Genomic DNA, 19,205 nt, shown 5'->3' on the forward strand with positions numbered 1-19,205 from the left:
AAGTCCCTCTATTCCTCAACTTTGACAACATGATTGCCATCAAAGAAGTATAAGCATTTCTCTTTCACAGGATGTTGCAAGCTTTTTTCAAGCGCCTTTGCATATAACGAAAGCTGTACTTTATATCGATCTTCTAAAATCGGTTTCGCTTGATCGAATCCGCCTGGGAACTTCCCTTCAATCGTATCCGTTTTAAAGTCGATTAAAGTGATACCATCTTCCTCTTCAATCATGCAGTCGATAACCCCTTGGACAAGTATCGTTTCGTCACTCTTACCTTGCCAATCTTGATACGCCTCTTCTGCTGCAAGCATCATCGTAAATGGTACTTCACGCTCAACACTTTCCGCCGCTAATACCCTCTTACCTAGGTCACTGTCAAAGAATGAAATCACTTTTTCAATTGCTACTTCTTCAGCTTGTTCGAATGTTAATAATTCCTTATTTACCATTCCGGCAATTTGCTCTTGAAGAACTTCAATCGTAATTGGTTTCTTCAAATCTACATGTTGCATAACAGCATGGACTGCTGTCCCACGCTCTGCGTACGTCAATCCTTTTTTCTCCATAAAACGAGGACGCGTTTTAATTGGTGCACGCAGTTTTTTAATAAAGGCATTATCGCTACCTTCTTCTGATTGGTAGTTTCTCTTTATTTCTGTAACAGACTGTTTCGCACGGTGAGATGTTGCTTCCTCATATCCGTACTTCCACATTAATCTGTCGTACACTTCTTCTTTCCGTTCACTTTGTAGCGGAACAGCTTTTTTCTCACGAAGTGCTTCTAACAATTCTTGTTTCTCTTCTTGAACCGGTTCCGGTGCAAGTAACGTTTTGCCGTCAACAACTTCCACTTTCCAGTTCGTGTCATATTCATAAATTTCACCTGGAATGCTTCCTTGTCCTAATTCAAGAAGCATTTCACTGTCACGATGTCTATATAATGAAGGTGCAATCCAGTCTAAATAACAAGAAGCTCCGGCACGTATATGGTCTGGTAATAACCATTCACTATGCTCCCTTGCATCGAGCCATTTTTCCATTTCTTTATTGGCATCTTTAACCGTTCCAATTAAAATTAACTTCTCTTTCGCACGCGTTAACGCTACGTATAACACGCGCATTTCTTCCGCGATTAATTCCATTTTCATTTTACGCTTAATTGCTAGTTGCGATAATGTCGTATATTTAATTCGTTTACGAGGATCGATAAATTGTGAACCGAAACCGAAGTCTTTATGCAGTAAGAAACGTTTCATTAAATCTTGTGTATTAAAACGACGACCTAGTCCCGCTACAAATACGACTGGGAACTCAAGTCCTTTACTTTTATGAATCGTCATAATACGAACGACATCTTCTTGTTCACCTAAAGCTCTCGCAGTTCCCATATCATCACCGCGTTCTAAAATACGCTCAATAAAGCGTAAGAAGCGGAATAATCCTCTAAACGATGTTGCTTCATATTGTCTTGCACGGTCATAAAGTACACGCAGGTTTGCTTGCCTTTGCTTTCCGGCTGGTAAACCGCCAACAAAGTCGTAATAACCTGTCTCACCGTACACTTTCCAAATTAAATCAGAAAGTGACTGTTGACGCGCGAATTCACGCCATCCTTGCAGTAAGTTATAGAACCACTCTAATTTATCATGTAGTTCTTGCTCTTCTTCAAGTGGTGCCCCTTTTAAGAATGTGCTCATTACTTCATAAAACGAACCTTTCTTCCCGTGAGCACGAAGCGTCGCAAGTTCCTCATCATTTAACCCAACGATTGGTGAACGAAGTACGGCGGCAAGCGGAATATCTTGCATCGGATTATCGATCACGCGGAAGACGTTCATCATAATATTTACTTCTGTCGCTTCAAAGTAACCAGTCGCAAGATCAGCGTATACTGGAATTCCTTGCAGCTTTAACTCTTCCATAATTTGCGGCGCCCATGGCATGGAGCGAAGTAAAATAACGAAGTCGCGGTATTGTACTTGTCGCATTTCATTCGTTTTGCGATCATAGACGGTATATCCTGAATCAACCATAGCCTTTATTCGCTGCGCCATAAGGCGAGCTTCAAGCTGTGCTTTTTCGACTTCTGCACCTTCTTCTCCGTCTATTACCTCTTCTTCCGTTTGCTGAATGCATAGTAGTTCTGCCGCTACATCTTCACCTTCTGGATAGGTAGCACCTAACTTTAATTCAGCGTCAGCATCGTAATCAATTTCTCCGACTTCTTCACCCATAATTTGTTTGAAAATAAAGTTCGTACCTGCTAACACTTCATGACGACTACGGAAGTTTTTCGCTAAATCGATTTTCATTCCGCCGTCTAATCCTTCTTGCGTAAAGCGTTTATACTTTCCTAGGAACAGGCCTGGTTCTGCTAGTCGGAAACGATAGATCGACTGCTTCACGTCACCTACCATGAACAAGTTCCCTTCACTCTCAGAATCTTTCGTTACGAATTTAATAATGGATTCCTGCACAAAGTTCGTATCTTGATATTCATCAACTAGTACTTCAGCAAATTTATTACGATATTGAAGTGCTACTGCTGATGGCTTCATTTCACCACTTTCACTTTGTTCACTTAAAATTTGTAAGCAGAAATGCTCTAAATCTGTGAAATCGACCATTCCTTTATCCCGCTTCATCGCTTGGAAACGCTCTGTAAATACTTTTACAAGCTGTACGAGTTTTTCTAATACAGGATGCATATCTTGAAAATCTCGTAAGAAACTTTCAGGTCTGCGGCTAAATAACTCTTCTTGTAATTTCTTCACTTCATCTTTCGCTTTATTACGAAGAGAGTCCACTTGTTTTACAACATCCTCGTTGTAATCACTTTTCTTAATGCGCTTTAACGTTTGCCACGATACATTTTGCATCGCTTCATACACACTTGTCCATGACTCACGAGCAGCTGATGACAACGTTCCAAGTAAAACTGCATCAGCTTGCAGTGTTTCAACGCGGGGTGCCGGACCGTCAGGAAGCATTGCGAGTTCAGTCGCTTTACGAATATGTGCCTCTGCTGTTTCAAGCTGGAATTTCACATCTTCTAATAAGTAAGAAGCATACACTAAATCTTCAATTGTCTTTCCTTCCACGTCGTATGCTTCTACTAATTTATCGAGCCATTTTTCCGGATTTGGATGCGCTCTTGATTCTGTATGAAGCGCTAAAATCATACGCTGTAAGTCATCATCACTACGGTCACTCGTATAACGATCAACGAGTTCAAAGAAAATACTATTATCTTCAATTCCATACTCTTCTTCTAATATATCATCTAGCACTTCTTCTTTTAATAATTCGTTTTCTGTTTGATTCGCAATGCGGAAACGAGGATCAACATCAAGCATGTAATAATATCCTCTAATTACTTGTAAACAAAAGGAATGGATCGTTGAAATAGAAGCTTTATTTAATAAGCTAAGCTGCTTTCTTACGTGCTGCGATCCTGGCTCATCAATTAATACCTTTTCTAACGCTTCCCCAATTCTGTTTTTCATCTCTTGCGCCGCTGCATTCGTAAATGTTACAACGAGCAGGCGGTCGACATCGACTGGGTTTTCTTCATTTATAATCTTTTTAATAATACGTTCAACTAATACTGCTGTTTTCCCTGATCCAGCTGCTGCCGCAACTAAAATATCACGTCCGTTCGCTACAACCGCTTTCCACTGGTCATCCGTCCACTGACTACCTTCTGGTTTTTTAGGCCAATTTTCAATCATTCTCCGCCAACCTCCTCTCTAATTTTCTCCATCGCTTCGCTATCTTTCATATCTTTTAGCGTACGGAACTGGTTATCTTCAAGTGATTCATCGAACTGACAAACAGATTTGAAGTTACAGAACGTACACGCCGCTTTATTCCCCTTCTTATAAGGAGCAATATCGATAACGCCTTCTGTAATGTCTTTTCCGATATTTTCAAACGTATGGTGTACATATTTTTGAAGTACGTTAAACTCTTGTTCACTTGCAATACTCGAACGCGCACTAAAGCTACCGTCTTTTTTCAAACCAGCAGAAATAATATCAGAGCTTCCTGTTGAAAGTTTGTTATCCATTAAACGAACAACATCAGCATCTCCTAGTACGAGTCCTTTCATTTTAAATTTCTTTAAAATCTCTTTCTCAATTTCTGCTTCAGATGCGTCACCCTTCATCTCAACGATCGGGTTATGAATATGGAAGTACAGTACACCAGCCGGTGATGCAGTACCTCCCTTTTTCATCCACGTATGTGCATTTGAAGTAACAACATCTAAATACGTTAACATTTGAAGTGCTAATCCGTAATACACTTCTGTTAAGTCTAACACTTTTGAGCTTGATTTATAGTCAATAATACGTAGGAACGTCCCGTTTTCATCTTCTGCCTTATCAACACGGTCAATACGGCCAACTACTTCCATCTTCACGCCATTTGGTAATGAGAATTCCATCGGCGGAAGCGATCCTGTACCGCCCATACCGAATGGCACTTCTAAATCAACTGGTACGAAACCACTTGACTTCGCATGTTCACGAAGAATGATTGATGTACGGAAAATGATTTGTTGTAGTTTTTGTTTTAAATAGAAATGACGATTTGAACTTAATAAAATTTGTCTTTGTAATAACGGTGCAATCTCTTCTATTACTACAGCCGAAAGATGCTCACACTCTTTTATTGATAAATCCGCCCAAGTACGGTTTTCACGTAATAGCCTGTCTGCAATTCTCTTCAGCGCTGCATGGAATAGTTCCCCGATATCTGGCGCATCCAATTTGAAAATGTCACGCTCTCTTAACGATAAACCGTGCTGCGCGAAATGAGCATATGCGCAACGGTTAAATAGTTCCATACGAGATACGCTTCCTTTTATTTTATCTCCATATAAATCTCTACTTACAACTGTACTTAGCTTTTGCGCACGATTTCGGTAGAATAAACTTGATAATACGCGGCTACTTTTTTGTTTCCATTCATCTGAAGTTACGTAGAAGTTATATACATCCCACCAAAAATCTAAATTCCCTTCAAATCCATATCGCTTCCACGTTTGAAGTTGCTGCATAACATATGACAACGTTACTTCTGGCGTTGCTACGTATGAAATTTGTTCCGAACGTGATAAATCATTTACGTCATTTGTAATAAATGTATCTTTCACATCAGGGAACATTCTTTTTATTTTCTTAATAAAGCTAGACGCAAGTAACGTCTTCCCTTCCTCATCTGCAAGCGGGCATGAAATATATAATTTCTCAGTTGCTCTCGTTACCATTTGGTACATAACGAACTGTTCTTCTAATAAGGTTTGTCTCGTCGTTGGTGCTAATTCGATACCTGCAACACTAAGAACATCTCTTTCCTCATCAGAAAGCATCCCTTCATCCATCGGTGCTGCCGGAATAACTCCTTCATTCACGCCAATGACAAATGTTGCTTTCACATTTGACAATCTAGAACGATCAATATTAGCAATTAACACTTGGTCTAATGACGGCGGAATGTTTGCAAATTGAAGCGCCTCAAGACCTGTCGACATAACGTCTGTGAACATAGAAAGTGACATTTTCTCTTCGCCAAGCATCTCAACGAACGTATCAAGAAGACTCATTACTTCTTCCCATACTTGCTCATGATCTGTCGCAAATAAGAAATCTCCACTCTCTTCTGCACGAATACGTAATGCTTCTAGTTTTTTCGGAACGTCTAGCTCTTCTAAAAATAAATAAACAGCTTCGCACATTTGCATAACTGTTCCCGCTCGCTTCAGCCTTTTTTGCATACGAATAACAGGCGTTCTTACAACGTCGCGCAGTCGATTTATTCTCTCTTCCATTTCACGTTCACTGTCTGTAATCATCTCGTCTGTATCGTCAAGAGAACGATAGCGGCGATACATCCACGGATCCTCAGAAGTCCATCTCTTCCCTTGTACACCGTACGCTAAACAGTAGTTTTCAAACTCATCCATCTCTTCGCGCATCGTTTCTTTTCTTACGTCTAATGGATATAAAAGCTCTGTTTTCACGCAGCGGAACACTGCATCATAACGCCAATTTCCGCTAATAATCTCGAGTGCAGAACGAATGCATTCTACTAGCGGATGATGTGACATCGGGCGTTTTTCATCGATGAAATGCGGGATATTATAATCTGTAAATAGCGTTCGCATCACATCGTAATAACTTTCTCCGTTACGAAGAAGGACTGCAATATCTCGGTAACGATAGTCTTCATCTGCCACAAGTCTACGAATTTCACGGGCAACACCTTCTACTTCAGCTCGTAAATTCGCTGCTGTACTAATCGTTACACTTGCTTCTCCGTGAAACTTTTCATTTGGACGTGCTTCGTAATGCGTTTCTAAATGCGCTAATGCTTGCGAATGAAAACGCGGTTGTTCCATAAGTGGAATTGTTTTTTCAATTTCTATCTTCTCTTCACGCGCCACTTGCTTTATTTTTTCATACGTTAACGTCGTTTCATAAAATAAATCTAGTTCATTTACTGGCTGTGCTAACGTTTTTTCATCTATCGTTAACGTGATCGTAACTCGCGCACCGCAAATCATAAGCTGTCTTACAATTTCTAGTTCTTGCGGTGAAAATGAATGAAATCCATCTATATAAATTTCAGCCCCATTTACATATTCAGACTGTGGAAGCTTTTCGACTAGCAATTGTAGGTAGTCTTCTGAATCCAAATATTTTCCGATTAAAGCACGTTCAAAATCATCATATAATAGTTGTAAATCATACACTTTATTCGCTAATAGCTTTTGTTCTGCACTGCTACTATGCGCATCTAATTGTTGCCACATTTCATATACGTTAGATGGCGTCACGTTGTAACGTTTAAACTCCGCAATCATACTGCCAAGATGTTCAAAGAAACCGTTTTGCTCCGCTGCTTTTTGGAACACCGATAATCCATCTTTACGAGACTCTACAATTTTACGAAGTAACATATGTACGCCCGCTTCATCAATGTGAAGACGACTCGCTCCACCAACTTCTTGCAGTACCTTCCACGCTAATCGTGAAAAACTAAAAACTTGTGCCCGAATAGAACCTCTTACATCCTCACTACCAATTAACGCCTGCTGCGTTTGGAATGTCATCTGTTCTGGCACAAGATATAATATTGTTTTCCCTCTTGGGCGTTGCTTTAACTCTTCCTGCACTTCGTGTAAACAAAGTGTACTTTTTCCACTTCCCGCTCTACCAATTACAAATCGAAGTGACATGTAACCCCACCTTTCACTTACATAACGAACGTTAGTTTGCTACTATAATTGTATTATAGTACACGAAAAAAGACAAACAGAGTAGTTTGTCTTTTTCTATACTTCTACCTATTATATCAACCTTTTGAAAAATTCGTTTGCACCTCTTGAATTGGCCAATATCGTAAATCAACTTTACCGACAACTGTATCAGCTTTTACAAATCCAAAGTGTCTACTATCCCAGCTCCCGAGGCGATTATCACCTACTACAAAAATATATCCAGGCGGCACCGAATTTTCTTTCGTTAACTCTTCTAGTTTAAAATCACCCGTTAGTTGTCGTCCATTTATCTCTTTCTTATATGTCTCTAAATAAGGTTCATCCACGAATTGTCCGTTTATATACAGTTTATCATGCTTATATTCAATTTGATCCCCAGGTAAACCGATAATTCGTTTTACGTAGTCCTCTTTTTTATTCGCATGAAATACAACAACATCAAACCTGTTCAAGTCCCCTACTTGATAACTCACCTTATTTACAACGAGCATATTGCCATCTTGCAATGTCGGCATCATTGACTTCCCCTCTACAACGTACGTTGAAAAGAAAAACGTTCGAAAAAATACAGCTAATAATACACCAATTAAAATTGTTCGTATCCACTCTATGCCTTCTTTTTTCAAAGTTTTCTTCATCAGCTTCTCCCCTTATCCTTTAATAATGAAGCCTGCATTTATAAAGTGAAACTGAATCGGCGGGAGTTTTGTTCATCCCACTCCTTTTCAGCCGCACCAATCCAGCATTTACGAGCAACAAGGCTCTCACCTATCCAACCGAATTTTGAGGTGGGAGTTTTACTACCCTCAAATAGCTGAATAAAGAAGACTATTCTTAATGTAGTTCTAACTTTACTTCGATTTTCTTACCGACATACCATAAAATAAAAATACCAATTGCTACAATGACTGATTTCACCGGATTATGAATAAATGACATTAAATCATGACCGATATACGTTAAAATAAAAATCATCACAAGCTTTCCGAACGCGAGCGCAAGTCCAAACTGCTTTACACTAATGCGAGATAAACCAGCAACAACATTTATAAGCGCAGACGGTGTAAACGGAAAACAAAATATGACGAAAATTGGCGCAAACCCTTTCCTTTCAATCCACCCCATTGCCTTTCGTACTCTCTCATGCTTATTTACAAAAGAAAAGAAACGACTTCGGCCAAAATGGCGGATAATGAAAAAGACAAGTAAGGCGCCCATTACTGATCCAAGCCAAGAATAAAGAAAACCGAGCCAAAACCCAAATGCAACAGCATTCGCCAGTACAAATACGATGAGTGGCAATGCCGGAATCAACGCTTCTATCATCGGTAAACCAATACCAAGAAGTGGTCCGAACGCTTTATAGCTTTCAACAATATGATCCATATTTTCTGGTGAAAAATACTCTTTGATTGTCTGAAAATCCATTCTACACTTTACCCCTTTACTCTAAGTACTACCTCTACTGTATCATTGCTTATATGAAAGAGGAAATGGTAGATACGACATATGGAGATGTAATTATTAAGTTTCCATATCTTTCATTAGAATTCCTTCATTATTACGCTATGATAATCTTTCAATATTCGACAATATTTAGAAAGGAATAATATACATAGTGACACTCAGTACTTTTCAAAAATAAATTCGCTGTGCATAATGCTGTTTTTATATCAACAATACACCCTATAAATAAAAAAGAGGTTAACCCGAGTAGCTATTCAGCTACTTTTGGGTCAAACTCTTTTTGAATTTCAATATAATTTTAATAATAAAATTTAATGATTCTTTTTATCTTTAAGAAAAAGAATTACAGCAATTATTACTAGAACAATAACTATGGTATCTAAAACATATGATACCGTTTTACTTAAACTTATTAATTCCACACTCATAATCCCTGCATACAAGCTTACAAATATCATTAATAAATCGTATGTCTTTTTTAATTTTAAGTAACGAATTACAAAAAATACTGAAAAACTAAAGAAGAAAATCGTACTGATGATAGTCATATTTCACTCCTATATCATTATTCAAAACAAGCAGAATAAATACTTCCTAAAGCAAAGAAATCTAGCAACGCTTGTTTAGCTTCTGGTCCCGCTGCACTTGCTGCTTTTTTCATATTTAATACCCACTTTCTATTTTTTATTCTATAATTCGAAATCGATATAATCTCTTTTAATATTATATTATATAAAAATATATATTAAAAAACTCAATACTATTTTTTAAACTACTTCTAAAATCCTTTTTTACACATCCTCTTCTCTAACAACATACACTCTCTCATAAGCTGGTCTTAATGTCGATTCATCCCTTTGATCAATCTCTTTAAAACAAGGGTTTCCTTGTTTTTTTCTACGATCTTCATATTCAGTACGCAATTTCGCTGTACGATTTTGTTGATTTTCAAAACTACTTTTTGATATTTCTAATTTCACAGCAAAACCATTTATAAATCTAACAATAACATTTCCATCTTTTAACTCTTTATTACTTTCAATATAAAAATGAGACAACCAAGCGCACTCTTTTCTAGAGTAAGAATACGTAGGGAAAAAATAAAGTTGATCTGCCGGACTAATCGCAATCGGTGCTTTATGTGTAATATGAGTTAACTCTTTCGTTCCTTCTTTTCTACCTAAGAAACTAGAGCCATGCTTGCGGCAACTTCTTTCTATAATATCTAGGGGCCTTTGAAATACGAAAAAAGAATCTTCCATCTCAACAACTCGTGTAACAATTTTCTTCTCACTTAGAATAACAGGAAGTAAGGCCATTGTATTTTTATTTACCACATAGTTTTCAACATAGCGTTCTACTTTACTTTCCATATTCTACTGTCTCCTTTTTTCTATTTATATTAGCAGCTGCATATATAATTCTAGCACCTATGAAAAGGAAATGGTTTTCAGATTCCGCTTTTTTACAATAATTTATCATTTATCAAACATCTTTTAAATTATAAAATAACAATATATTGTTTCCGTAATAAAAACCTATATAAAATGTATTTATACTACCGATAAATATTTACAACTGCTTCCTCATTTCGCATCATTACGACAATTAACTTTGCTATAATTAAAAGGAAAATCCAATAAATGGAGGTCCACTATGGAAGAAAAAGAAATGCAACCAACAATTCAAATGAAAAATAGCAGCATTGTGATCGTGAAAAATTCAGCTAGTATTATATTCGGTTTGTTTTTCATTCTACTATTCTTCGCAAAGCCTTTTCGTAAATCGAAATGCTCTGAATGTAAGAAACGTGAGAAGAAAAAGATTGGAAAAGAAGAGTAAAAGGCCTTCCATTTTGGAAAGCCTTTTACTCTTCTTCGTCCTCAAAAAAACCGACTATTTTTTCTTATTCATCTAAAACGGGCGAATGAGATTTCTTCAATCGTATTGTGTAGATCTTCTTTATTCCCACTACGAACATCGAGTATGACTTCATTTGTATACTTTTCCCCCAAATATAATCATTATGCTCGTATATTACAACAAAAAAAAGGATGGCAGCAGCCATCCTTTTTTCCATAATGAACTATAAAATTATAGTTTGATTACGTTTTTAGCTTGAGGTCCACGGTTACCATCTTCGATTTCGAAGCTAACTTTTTGACCTTCTTCTAGAGATTTGAAACCTTCAGTTTCGATTGCAGAGAAATGTACGAATACATCGTTTTCGCCTGGAACTTCGATGAAACCGAATCCTTTTTCGTTGTTAAACCATTTTACTTGTCCTGTTACTGCCATAATTATTTCCTCCTAAAGAAAACACAATTTATTTTAGTCTTCCTGTATAAAAAAAGAATCCACACATTATCAAACACGAAACATAAACTAGTTCTCACATACTTTTTCTCGTTCGTTTTTCGGCACTTGATAATATATGGATTGCTTAATTTAACTATTCAACTGACTTCATCATAGCATACTTAAAATGAAATGTACAATCTTTTTTGAAAATAACTGACAAATTAAATTGATTGTACATTCGTAAATAATTGATTTTAGTATGTGCGGATTTCACTATGAAGTGAACACAAACATCATTTGAATACGATTACATCCCTTGTTCTGAAGTGTTACAATATAATTGTACAGTCGTTATATTGGAGGGGATTATATGTCAAACTACACCAACGAGGAAAAGCTTACAGGGGGAAATGTATCAAATGTGTATCGTTCTGAAAATACTGTTCGGCGAGAATTAAAGCCAGGTAGTGCAAAAATTCATACATTATTACAGCACTTAGAAAACAAAGGGTTTCATCATGCTCCAAAGTTTTTAGGTGTAGATGAAAAAGATAGAGAGATTTTATCCTTTATTGAAGGAGACGCTGGGAATTATCCTTTAAAAGAATATATGCGATCTAATGATGTTTTAAAGGAAATAGCAAAGATGCTCCGCCTTTATCATGATGCGGTAAGTGACTTTCCCTTATCAGATGAATGGCAACCGATGGATCTTACTCCAAATAACATTGAGGTTATTTGCCATAACGATTTTGCTATATATAACATTATTTTTCATGACGAGAAACCAGTAGGTATTATTGATTTCGATGTTGCTGCTCCTGGTCCAAGAATTTGGGATATCGCTTATACGCTTTATACTTGTGTACCTTTAAGTAGAGTGTATTATACAGAATCGGGTGAGGCAGTTCATTATGAATCGGCACAACATGCTAGCCGTATGAAAGAAAGAGTGAAATTGTTTGTCCAGTCCTACGGTAAAAGTATGGACGAAGATTACTTAGGAATAGTGTTACTACGATTAGAAGCATTATGTACATATATGAAAAGAAAAGCACAAGAAGGCGACTTGAATTTCCAGAGAATGATTGATGAAGGACATTTAGAGCATTATGAGAAAGATATGAAGTTTATTCGCGATCATAGAGCTGAGTGGATTTGATACTATCGTCTTTTTTGTCGGTAAGTCAATATATTCGAAAAACCGTTGATGTATTTCCATTTACTCTCGAATCGTTCCGAAAATAACAAGGGCACCCTTTAAAAAGGTGCCCCTTCCTTTTATTTCGTAAACTGTGCTTCTTCTGTAGATCCTTTTAGCGCTGTCGTTGATGAAGTACCACCTGTAATAACTTGAGCTACTTCATCAAAGTAACCTGTTCCTACTTCGCGTTGGTGACGAGTTGCAGAGTATCCGTGTTTTTCTGCTGCGAATTCTGCTTGTTGTAGTTCAGAGTACGCTGCCATGCCGCGCTCTTTATAGCCACGTGCTAATTCAAACATGCCGTAGTTTAACGAGTGGAATCCAGCTAGTGTTACGAACTGGAACTTATAACCGTAAGATGCGATTTCTTTTTGGAAGCTTGCAATTGTTTTTTCATCTAATTTTTGTTTCCAGTTAAATGAAGGTGAACAGTTATATGCAAGCAATTTCCCTGGATGCTCTTTATGAATTGCGTCCGCAAATCGTTTTGCATCTTCTAAATTTGGTTCAGATGTTTCGCACCAAACGAGATCTGCATAAGGAGCGTATGCTAAACCACGTGCAATTGCTTGATCAAGACCTGCTTTCGTACGGTAAAATCCTTCTGGAGTTCTTTCACCTGTAATAAATGCTTTATCAACTGGATCAATATCGCTCGTAATTAAATCTGCTGCATCCGCGTCTGTTCTTGCAACAATAATTGTCGGCACTCCCATTACGTCTGCTGCAAGGCGTGCCGAGATTAAATTACGCACCGCTGTTTGCGTTGGTAATAATACTTTTCCGCCTAAATGGCCGCATTTTTTCTCTGAAGATAATTGATCTTCAAAGTGCACACCTGATGCACCCGCTTCAATCATACCTTTCATCAGTTCAAATACGTTTAGTTGTCCGCCAAATCCTGCTTCTGCATCTGCTACAATCGGTACGAAATAATCTGTATCATCGCTTCCTTCCATATGCTGAATTTGATCCGCACGTTGAAGCGTTTGATTGATTCGTTTTACTACAGCAGGTACGCTGTTCGCTGGATATAGACTTTGGTCTGGATACATATGTCCAGAAAGGTTCGCATCTGCAGCGACTTGCCATCCACTTAAATAAATTGCTTTTAGCCCAGCTTTCACTTGTTGCATCGCTTGGTTTCCTGTTAATGCGCCAAGTGCGTTAATATAATCTTCCGTATGAAGCGATGACCAAAGCTTTTCAGCACCGCGGCGCGCTAATGTATGTTCAATATCAATTGACCCGCGCAAGCGAATTACATCTTCTGCCGAATATGGGCGTGTAATCCCTTTCCAGCGCGTATCTAGTTCCCAACTCTCTTGTAATTTCTCGATTCTTTCGTTTTTCATTTGTTCCATCCCCTTTTCATTTTTTATAAAATTTCATAACCCGGTAGTGTTAAAAATGGTACGAATTCATCATTTCGAACGAGATTTGTAAACAACGTTGTCGCCTCTTGGAATCTCCCTTTCTTAAAGGCTTCTTTACCAATCTCTCTTTCTATTTTTGCTAATTCTTCTTCTTTTAGCTCTTCCATCAATTCAAGCGTAATATTACGGCCGTCATTTAGCTTTCCACCTTCATGACGAATCCATTGCCATACTTGTGCCCTAGAAATTTCCGCTGTTGCCGCATCTTCCATTAAGTTATAAATTGGTGCTGCTCCCCGTCCGCTTAACCAAGATGCAATATATTGAATACCTACGCTAATATTTAGGCGAATCCCCTCTTCTGTAATCGTTCCCATCGGTACTTCTAATAAATCCTTTTCTGTAACATGTATTTCTTCACGTTTTCTAAAAATTTGATTCGGTGTTTTCATAATGTGATTAAATACTTCCATCGCGACTGGTACAAGTCCCGGGTGGGCAACCCAAGTCCCGTCATGACCGTCTAAAGCTTCGCGCTCTTTATCTGCACGCACTTTTTCGAAAGCTGCTTCATTCGCTTCTGGATTGTTTTTAATTGGAATTTGTGCTGCCATTCCTCCAATAGCTGGTGCATTACGGCGGTGACACGTTTGAATGACTTTCAAAGAATACGCGCGCATAAACGGCGCCGTCATCGTGACTTGCGCTCTATCTGGAAGTAAACATTTATTATGATTACGGAAACTCTTTAGAAAGCTGAAAATATAATCCCATCTTCCGCAATTTAATCCAGCAGAATGATCTTTAAGCTCATACAAAATTTCATCCATTTCAAACGAAGCGTGAATCGTTTCCAGTAACACCGTCGCTTTAATCGTTCCGTTTGGAATACCGATATATTTTTGAGCAAATACGAAAACATCATTCCATAACCTTGCTTCTAAATGGCTTTCCATTTTCGGTAAATAAAAGTATGGACCGCTTCCTTTTGCTAAGAGAGCTTTCGCATTATGGAAAAAATAAAGTCCGAAATCTACTAAGCTACCAGACATATTCTTCCCATCAACTTGCATATGTTTTTCTTCTAAATGCCATCCTCTTGGACGCACAATTAATACTGCTGTTTTACTATTTAAACGATATTCTTTTCCATTTTCATTTTTATGTGAAATCGTTCCCTGCACTGCATCTCGTAAATTTATTTGACCTTCAATCGCATTTTCCCAAGTTGGTGAATTCGAATCTTCGAAATCTGCCATAAAAAGATGCGCTCCTGAATTTAAAGCGTTAATAACCATCTTTCTATCCACTGGTCCAGTAATCTCTACGCGGCGATCCTCTAAATCTTTTGGCAATTGAGCAATTGTCCAATCCGCTTCACGTATGCGCTTTGTTTCTTCTAAAAACTTCGGAAACTCTCCTGCATCAATTCTCTTTTGTTTCTCCGCGCGCTTTTGTAAAAGTTCTATGCGGCGCTTATTAAAATTTTCATGTAGTTCCTTTAAAAAACTAAGCGCCTCAGGTGTCAATATTTCGTTGTACGCTGGTAACATTTCTCCGGGCAATGTAACCCGTGAAGTTTGCGTCGACATATTAGCATCCCCTTCTTAAACTGTTTTATAACAGATTTGATTTTATGTTTTATATTATATAACAAATCTTCAGAAAAGGAAGTTTTTTTTGAAAATTCATTTCGTTTTTTTTCAAAATACCTTTCTTTCGCACTTTATCCCATACAAAAAAGGCCACTGTTATACAACAATGACCTTTTTGTATTATTTTTCAAATATCACTTTACTAGTTAAACCTTATTGCTGTCTTTGTTCCATATCATGCAAAATTGCTTTGTATAAAAACTGTGCGTATTGCTCTCTTTTTACTTTCATGGATAGGCCGAATTTATTATCTCCGATTCCCGCTGTAATACCATTTGTTTGTATTGCACTAATTGCATTCTTTGCCCATGAATTTGCTGAAACATCATTAAGCGTATGAGATCCCTTCGCCTGTAAATCAAAAGCATTCGTAAGCACTTGCGCCATTTCCACACGAGTTAACGTTGCTTTCGGTCTAAAGTTTCCATGCTTGTCTCCCATAAAAATTTCTAGTTCCGTTAAAGCTAATATCTCTTCAATAAAGTTTGTTGAGTTTTCATCGATATCCCCATATGGGTTTTCATATTCCTCTTGTTCTTCTATATCAAATACACGATAAATTAAAGCTGCAACTTGTTCACGTGTTACGTCATCACCAAAACCGAAAATTCCATCCCCATATCCAAAAATAATTTCGTTTGCCGATAAATTATGAATTGCCTCTTCTGACCAATGTCCTTTTGGTACATCTTTAAATACAATTGGATTTGTATTTTGTAATGGTGCACTTTCCGCTTTTACAGGGGCCACATTCGTCCCTGCAAATATACCGCCTACCATTGTCGCAATCATCATTACACCCAATATTTTTTCTTCATTGTCCTCTCTGCTTTATACCTCCTTCTTTCTTATTTCAAAAAGGAAGCTGTCACATCTAAGGTACTATATATTAAAAATTCTACAATCTCTTTGTGAACTCCTTTACATTTTTAAATTTCACTTTATTGACACAAAAAGACGCAAATAGTATATATATGTGTCTTTTCAATATCATTTTGTTCAAATTATAAAGTAGCACTTTCCTTCATCGATAATTCCTTCTCTGTTCCCTTGCGAAAAGTAAATGCCATTCCTACAAATATAAGAACAATCCCTACTACTTGCATACTAGTCGGTCTAAACCCGGTAAAGACTGTATCTAATAATATTGCAACCGCAGGATCTAAAAACACTAATACAGAAATTAATCTCGTCGATAAACCTCTTAAACTGTCAAAAAATAAGTAATATACAAATCCCGTATGTATAAGTCCTGTTGCTGTAATCATCATCCAGTTCATCTCTGTTAACCCTTGAAACTTGCCAAAATCTACGAATGGTAGCAATAAAAATATACCTAAAAACGTTTGTAAAAATGTCATCGCATATGCGCTCGTATGCTGAATTCCTTTTCCTAATAAAGTGGTAAAAGCATAAAATAACGCTGCAAGAAGTGCCCATACCATTCCAGATGACATTAATTTCTCTAACGACATACTACCGTCTACTCCAGCTACTAAAACGGTACCGATAAAACAAATGACAATGGACATAACCGCAAATACTGTAAGTCTCTCTTTAAATACAATACTACCAATCATTAATACGATAATGGGTGCAAGATGGTACACTGAAATCGCAATTGTAATCGACATAACTTCAAACGCTTTAAATAAAAATACCCAGTTAAAAACGAGAAATACGCCGCATGCTAATATTTGCATTACTTCTTTTTTATTCCATTTCTCACTTTTATACTGTCCTGTTACGAGCCAACACAATGCTAAAAATATAGTCGCACAAATGCAACGAACGAATACTAATTCAAAAGACGGTAAGCCTGTTTGAGTAGAAAAAAATCCAATTGATCCGAAAATAGACATCGAAAGGATCATTTTTATAGCCGGCATTGATTTTGAATGAAACAAAATATTAACCTCCTAAATATTTCACTGAATATTCCATATATTATACACTATAATTTTCCAAAACTCGAATACTCCATAAAAAAAAGAAGCAGTACACTACTGCTTCTTTTCTTTTTCATATTGTTCAAACGTATGAATTCTTTCGAAAATTGGTGGATGTGTGTATAAGAAAAACTTCACTAACGCAGGCGGATTTACTTGGCTTAAACTCGTTTTTGATAAATATTGAAACGTTTTTACACCAGATGCCCCATCTTTCGTCATATTTAAAGCATATTGATCTGCCGCTCGTTCTTCTATACGAGAAACATAGTTTGTTGCTGGCTGTGATGCAAAAGAGAGTACTGAAGAAATTAAGAAAAATAAAGGTAAAATTGAGAAACATGCTACTTTTGAAATTTGCAGCGTATCTCCCCATTTTCGAATACACATATTTATAATACGACTAATGAAATACATCCCTATAAACGATAGCAACACATAACTCGCAACGCCCCAATATATATGTTTCATAACATAATGCCCCATTTCATGGGCCATTATAAATAAAATCTCTTTATCTTTTAATTGCTTAAGCGTTGTATCCCACATTACAATACGAGCGTTAGGGCCAATTCCTGTTACATATGCATTTAATGCATTCGTTTTTTCCGACATATTTACTTCATATACATGTTTAGCTGGAATATCAGCTTTTTCTGCTATCGCTAAAATCTTCGTTTCTAATTCTTTATTTTTCAGCGTCGAGAAGTCATTATAAAGTGGATCAATAACGACCGGCTGTATAAATGTTAAAAAGATTGTAAATGGAACAGAGAGTGCCCACCCTGCTAGCCACCATCGCTTCGGGAATTTACGGATAAGCCATAACAGAACGGTAACTACGATTAGCATCGTCGCATAACTCTCCCAAAAACCGATAATGTGATCTTTTATCCAGCTTTGTGTACTTTGCGTTGAAATGCCGTAATCAACTGACACTTTTCGGCTAATCCATTGCATCGGCAGGGCTAGAACTGTTGTGAGTAGTGATAAATAAAAGAAATAAATCGCGACTTGCAGGACACTTATTTTCGTCGTTTCCTTCGACCATTTCTCAAACTTTCTTGAAACACCGAGCACCAGTACAAATAATAAAATAATCCATTCAAGAGGCGTCGCTAAAAAGTACAGTAAATTTTTCACGCGCGAATAATCTTGGCTTAGCGTAAGCTCTCTTGCATTCATAAACGTTTCTGGATCTGCCTTTGTTCCTTTATACATGTCCGGAATCAGTTCATGATTCCATCCAAATAAATACCAATATATAAGCAACGCAAACCCAACGTACAAAAAAAGCGACCACCCAATAACCTTCCTCACGCTATTCCCTCCTCTATGCTGCCTGTCTATTATTATTGTAAGTTCGTACATGCTAAATTAGAACAAGCTTATTACGCGAATTGCTCGAGATCCTTTTATTTACATAAAAAAACTCTTCTACAAAAAGAAGAGTTTCACCTACCTTTAGACACTTTCTTCGGTTCATACTCTGGGATAAGAAACGTACTTACAACCCAACATATTAAACCAGCGCCTTTTATATAGCGTATATATTCATAGTCTTGAAAAAATAAAGTCGTTACAATAAGCGTAAAAAATCCAATTAAAACTAGTACGTATCCTATTTGCTTCTTACATAACATAACGTGTCCCCCTTAAGGAAGTACATCCACTAATAAACTAAAATCTTGTAAAGAAAAAGTACTATATTTCATAATACCTTGTACAGCTAAAAGTAAAATAAGACCGGTCACACACATATAATTAATGCTTTCTTCACTCTTTTTTTCAGCAACTATTCCGCCGCTTATACATAATATTCCTAACAAATGGAGTGCTAAATACATAAAGAAATAAGCTTCCTCCCAGCGAAGAATAACATTGACTGTCGTTATCAGCACAATACTAAGCAAAATCAAATAAAAAAACTTATTTGATGATATTGTTTCATTCATATAATTTTAT

General features: G+C 37.1%; 15 protein-coding genes. 2 read left to right on the forward strand and 13 right to left on the reverse strand.

What is annotated here, in order from left to right; genetic code table 11:
- Positions 1 to 8 precede the first annotated feature (8 nt).
- The 5 genes from addA to DN392_RS06625 form a co-directional block, all read right to left on the reverse strand.
- The gene (gene addA, locus DN392_RS06595; RefSeq protein WP_048567027.1) at positions 9 to 3,734 is read right to left on the reverse strand and encodes a helicase-exonuclease AddAB subunit AddA; all 3,726 of its coding nucleotides are present in this window, start codon (positions 3,732 to 3,734) and stop codon (positions 9 to 11) included.
- The gene (gene addB, locus DN392_RS06600) at positions 3,731 to 7,246 is read right to left on the reverse strand and encodes a helicase-exonuclease AddAB subunit AddB (protein ID WP_088321066.1); all 3,516 of its coding nucleotides are present in this window, start codon (positions 7,244 to 7,246) and stop codon (positions 3,731 to 3,733) included. Before addB ends, addA begins: the two co-directional genes overlap by 4 nt.
- Positions 7,247 to 7,362: 116 nt before the next feature.
- Positions 7,363 to 7,926 carry a signal peptidase I gene (gene lepB / locus DN392_RS06605; RefSeq protein ID WP_000751908.1) on the reverse strand — a complete coding sequence of 188 codons (564 nt, stop codon included), beginning with the start codon at positions 7,924 to 7,926 and terminating at the stop codon, positions 7,363 to 7,365.
- A gap of 196 nt (positions 7,927 to 8,122) precedes the next feature.
- Positions 8,123 to 8,716 (reverse strand): TVP38/TMEM64 family protein, encoded by a 594-nt coding sequence (locus DN392_RS06610; protein ID WP_000347517.1) that lies wholly within the window; start codon positions 8,714 to 8,716, stop codon positions 8,123 to 8,125.
- 830 nt (positions 8,717 to 9,546) lie between these two features.
- Positions 9,547 to 10,128, reverse strand: a complete 582-nt coding sequence (locus DN392_RS06625; RefSeq protein WP_000444426.1) for a competence protein ComK — start codon at positions 10,126 to 10,128, stop codon at positions 9,547 to 9,549.
- 283 nt (positions 10,129 to 10,411) lie between these two features.
- On the opposite strand from DN392_RS06625, the gene DN392_RS06630 reads away from it, so the two are divergent.
- A complete protein-coding gene (locus DN392_RS06630) occupies positions 10,412 to 10,597 on the forward strand; it encodes a hypothetical protein (RefSeq protein WP_000391438.1) in 186 nt (61 codons plus the stop codon).
- A gap of 252 nt (positions 10,598 to 10,849) precedes the next feature.
- On the opposite strand, the gene cspA is transcribed toward DN392_RS06630, so the two are convergent.
- A complete protein-coding gene (gene cspA, locus DN392_RS06635; RefSeq protein ID WP_000301521.1) occupies positions 10,850 to 11,053 on the reverse strand; it encodes an RNA chaperone/antiterminator CspA in 204 nt (67 codons plus the stop codon).
- 373 nt (positions 11,054 to 11,426) lie between these two features.
- On the opposite strand from cspA, the gene DN392_RS06640 reads away from it, so the two are divergent.
- The gene (locus DN392_RS06640) at positions 11,427 to 12,218 is read left to right on the forward strand and encodes a phosphotransferase (protein ID WP_000074028.1); all 792 of its coding nucleotides are present in this window, start codon (positions 11,427 to 11,429) and stop codon (positions 12,216 to 12,218) included.
- A gap of 119 nt (positions 12,219 to 12,337) precedes the next feature.
- Here DN392_RS06640 and aceA read toward each other — a convergent pair whose 3' ends face one another.
- From aceA to DN392_RS06675, 7 genes are all read right to left on the reverse strand, one after another.
- Entirely contained in the window at positions 12,338 to 13,615 is a 1,278-nt protein-coding gene (aceA, locus tag DN392_RS06645) for an isocitrate lyase (protein ID WP_000787360.1), read from the reverse strand.
- Between the two features lie 23 nt (positions 13,616 to 13,638).
- Complete coding sequence (aceB, locus tag DN392_RS06650) at positions 13,639 to 15,228, reverse strand: malate synthase A (protein ID WP_061672207.1); 1,590 nt, start codon at positions 15,226 to 15,228, stop codon at positions 13,639 to 13,641.
- A 216-nt stretch (positions 15,229 to 15,444) separates the two neighbouring features.
- Positions 15,445 to 16,086: an S-layer homology domain-containing protein gene (locus tag DN392_RS06655; protein WP_341057524.1), complete on the reverse strand. Its 642-nt coding sequence runs from the start codon at positions 16,084 to 16,086 to the stop codon at positions 15,445 to 15,447.
- Positions 16,087 to 16,295: 209 nt separating this feature from the next.
- Positions 16,296 to 17,198, reverse strand: a complete 903-nt coding sequence (locus DN392_RS06660; protein WP_081113559.1) for a DMT family transporter — start codon at positions 17,196 to 17,198, stop codon at positions 16,296 to 16,298.
- A gap of 96 nt (positions 17,199 to 17,294) precedes the next feature.
- The gene (locus DN392_RS06665) at positions 17,295 to 18,560 is read right to left on the reverse strand and encodes a M48 family metallopeptidase (protein ID WP_001233302.1); all 1,266 of its coding nucleotides are present in this window, start codon (positions 18,558 to 18,560) and stop codon (positions 17,295 to 17,297) included.
- Positions 18,561 to 18,694: 134 nt separating this feature from the next.
- A complete protein-coding gene (locus tag DN392_RS06670; RefSeq protein WP_000882301.1) occupies positions 18,695 to 18,883 on the reverse strand; it encodes a hypothetical protein in 189 nt (62 codons plus the stop codon).
- Positions 18,884 to 18,895: 12 nt separating this feature from the next.
- Positions 18,896 to 19,195: a hypothetical protein gene (locus tag DN392_RS06675; RefSeq protein ID WP_001006045.1), complete on the reverse strand. Its 300-nt coding sequence runs from the start codon at positions 19,193 to 19,195 to the stop codon at positions 18,896 to 18,898.
- Positions 19,196 to 19,205: the final 10 nt, after the last annotated feature.

The organism is Bacillus sp. BB51/4 (assembly GCF_008368845.1).
GTDB classification, from domain to species: Bacteria; Bacillota; Bacilli; order Bacillales; family Bacillaceae_G; genus Bacillus_A; species Bacillus_A wiedmannii.

Excerpts from the sequence above, each read along its gene's own strand:
- DN392_RS06640 (WP_000074028.1), top strand. The coding sequence starts at position 11,427 with ATGTCAAACTACACCAACGAGGAAAAGCTTACAGGGGGAAATGTATCA.
- lepB (WP_000751908.1), bottom strand. The coding sequence starts at position 7,926 with ATGAAGAAAACTTTGAAAAAAGAAGGCATAGAGTGGATACGAACAATT.
- DN392_RS06670 (WP_000882301.1), bottom strand. The coding sequence starts at position 18,883 with ATGTTATGTAAGAAGCAAATAGGATACGTACTAGTTTTAATTGGATTT.
- aceA (WP_000787360.1), bottom strand. The coding sequence starts at position 13,615 with ATGAAAAACGAAAGAATCGAGAAATTACAAGAGAGTTGGGAACTAGAT.
- DN392_RS06655 (WP_341057524.1), bottom strand. The coding sequence starts at position 16,086 with ATGATGATTGCGACAATGGTAGGCGGTATATTTGCAGGGACGAATGTG.
- addB (WP_088321066.1), bottom strand. The coding sequence starts at position 7,246 with ATGTCACTTCGATTTGTAATTGGTAGAGCGGGAAGTGGAAAAAGTACA.
- cspA (WP_000301521.1), bottom strand. The coding sequence starts at position 11,053 with ATGGCAGTAACAGGACAAGTAAAATGGTTTAACAACGAAAAAGGATTC.
- DN392_RS06630 (WP_000391438.1), top strand. The coding sequence starts at position 10,412 with ATGGAAGAAAAAGAAATGCAACCAACAATTCAAATGAAAAATAGCAGC.
- addA (WP_048567027.1), bottom strand. The coding sequence starts at position 3,734 with ATGATTGAAAATTGGCCTAAAAAACCAGAAGGTAGTCAGTGGACGGAT.
- DN392_RS06610 (WP_000347517.1), bottom strand. The coding sequence starts at position 8,716 with ATGGATTTTCAGACAATCAAAGAGTATTTTTCACCAGAAAATATGGAT.
- aceB (WP_061672207.1), bottom strand. The coding sequence starts at position 15,228 with ATGTCGACGCAAACTTCACGGGTTACATTGCCCGGAGAAATGTTACCA.
- DN392_RS06675 (WP_001006045.1), bottom strand. The coding sequence starts at position 19,195 with ATGAATGAAACAATATCATCAAATAAGTTTTTTTATTTGATTTTGCTT.
- DN392_RS06625 (WP_000444426.1), bottom strand. The coding sequence starts at position 10,128 with ATGGAAAGTAAAGTAGAACGCTATGTTGAAAACTATGTGGTAAATAAA.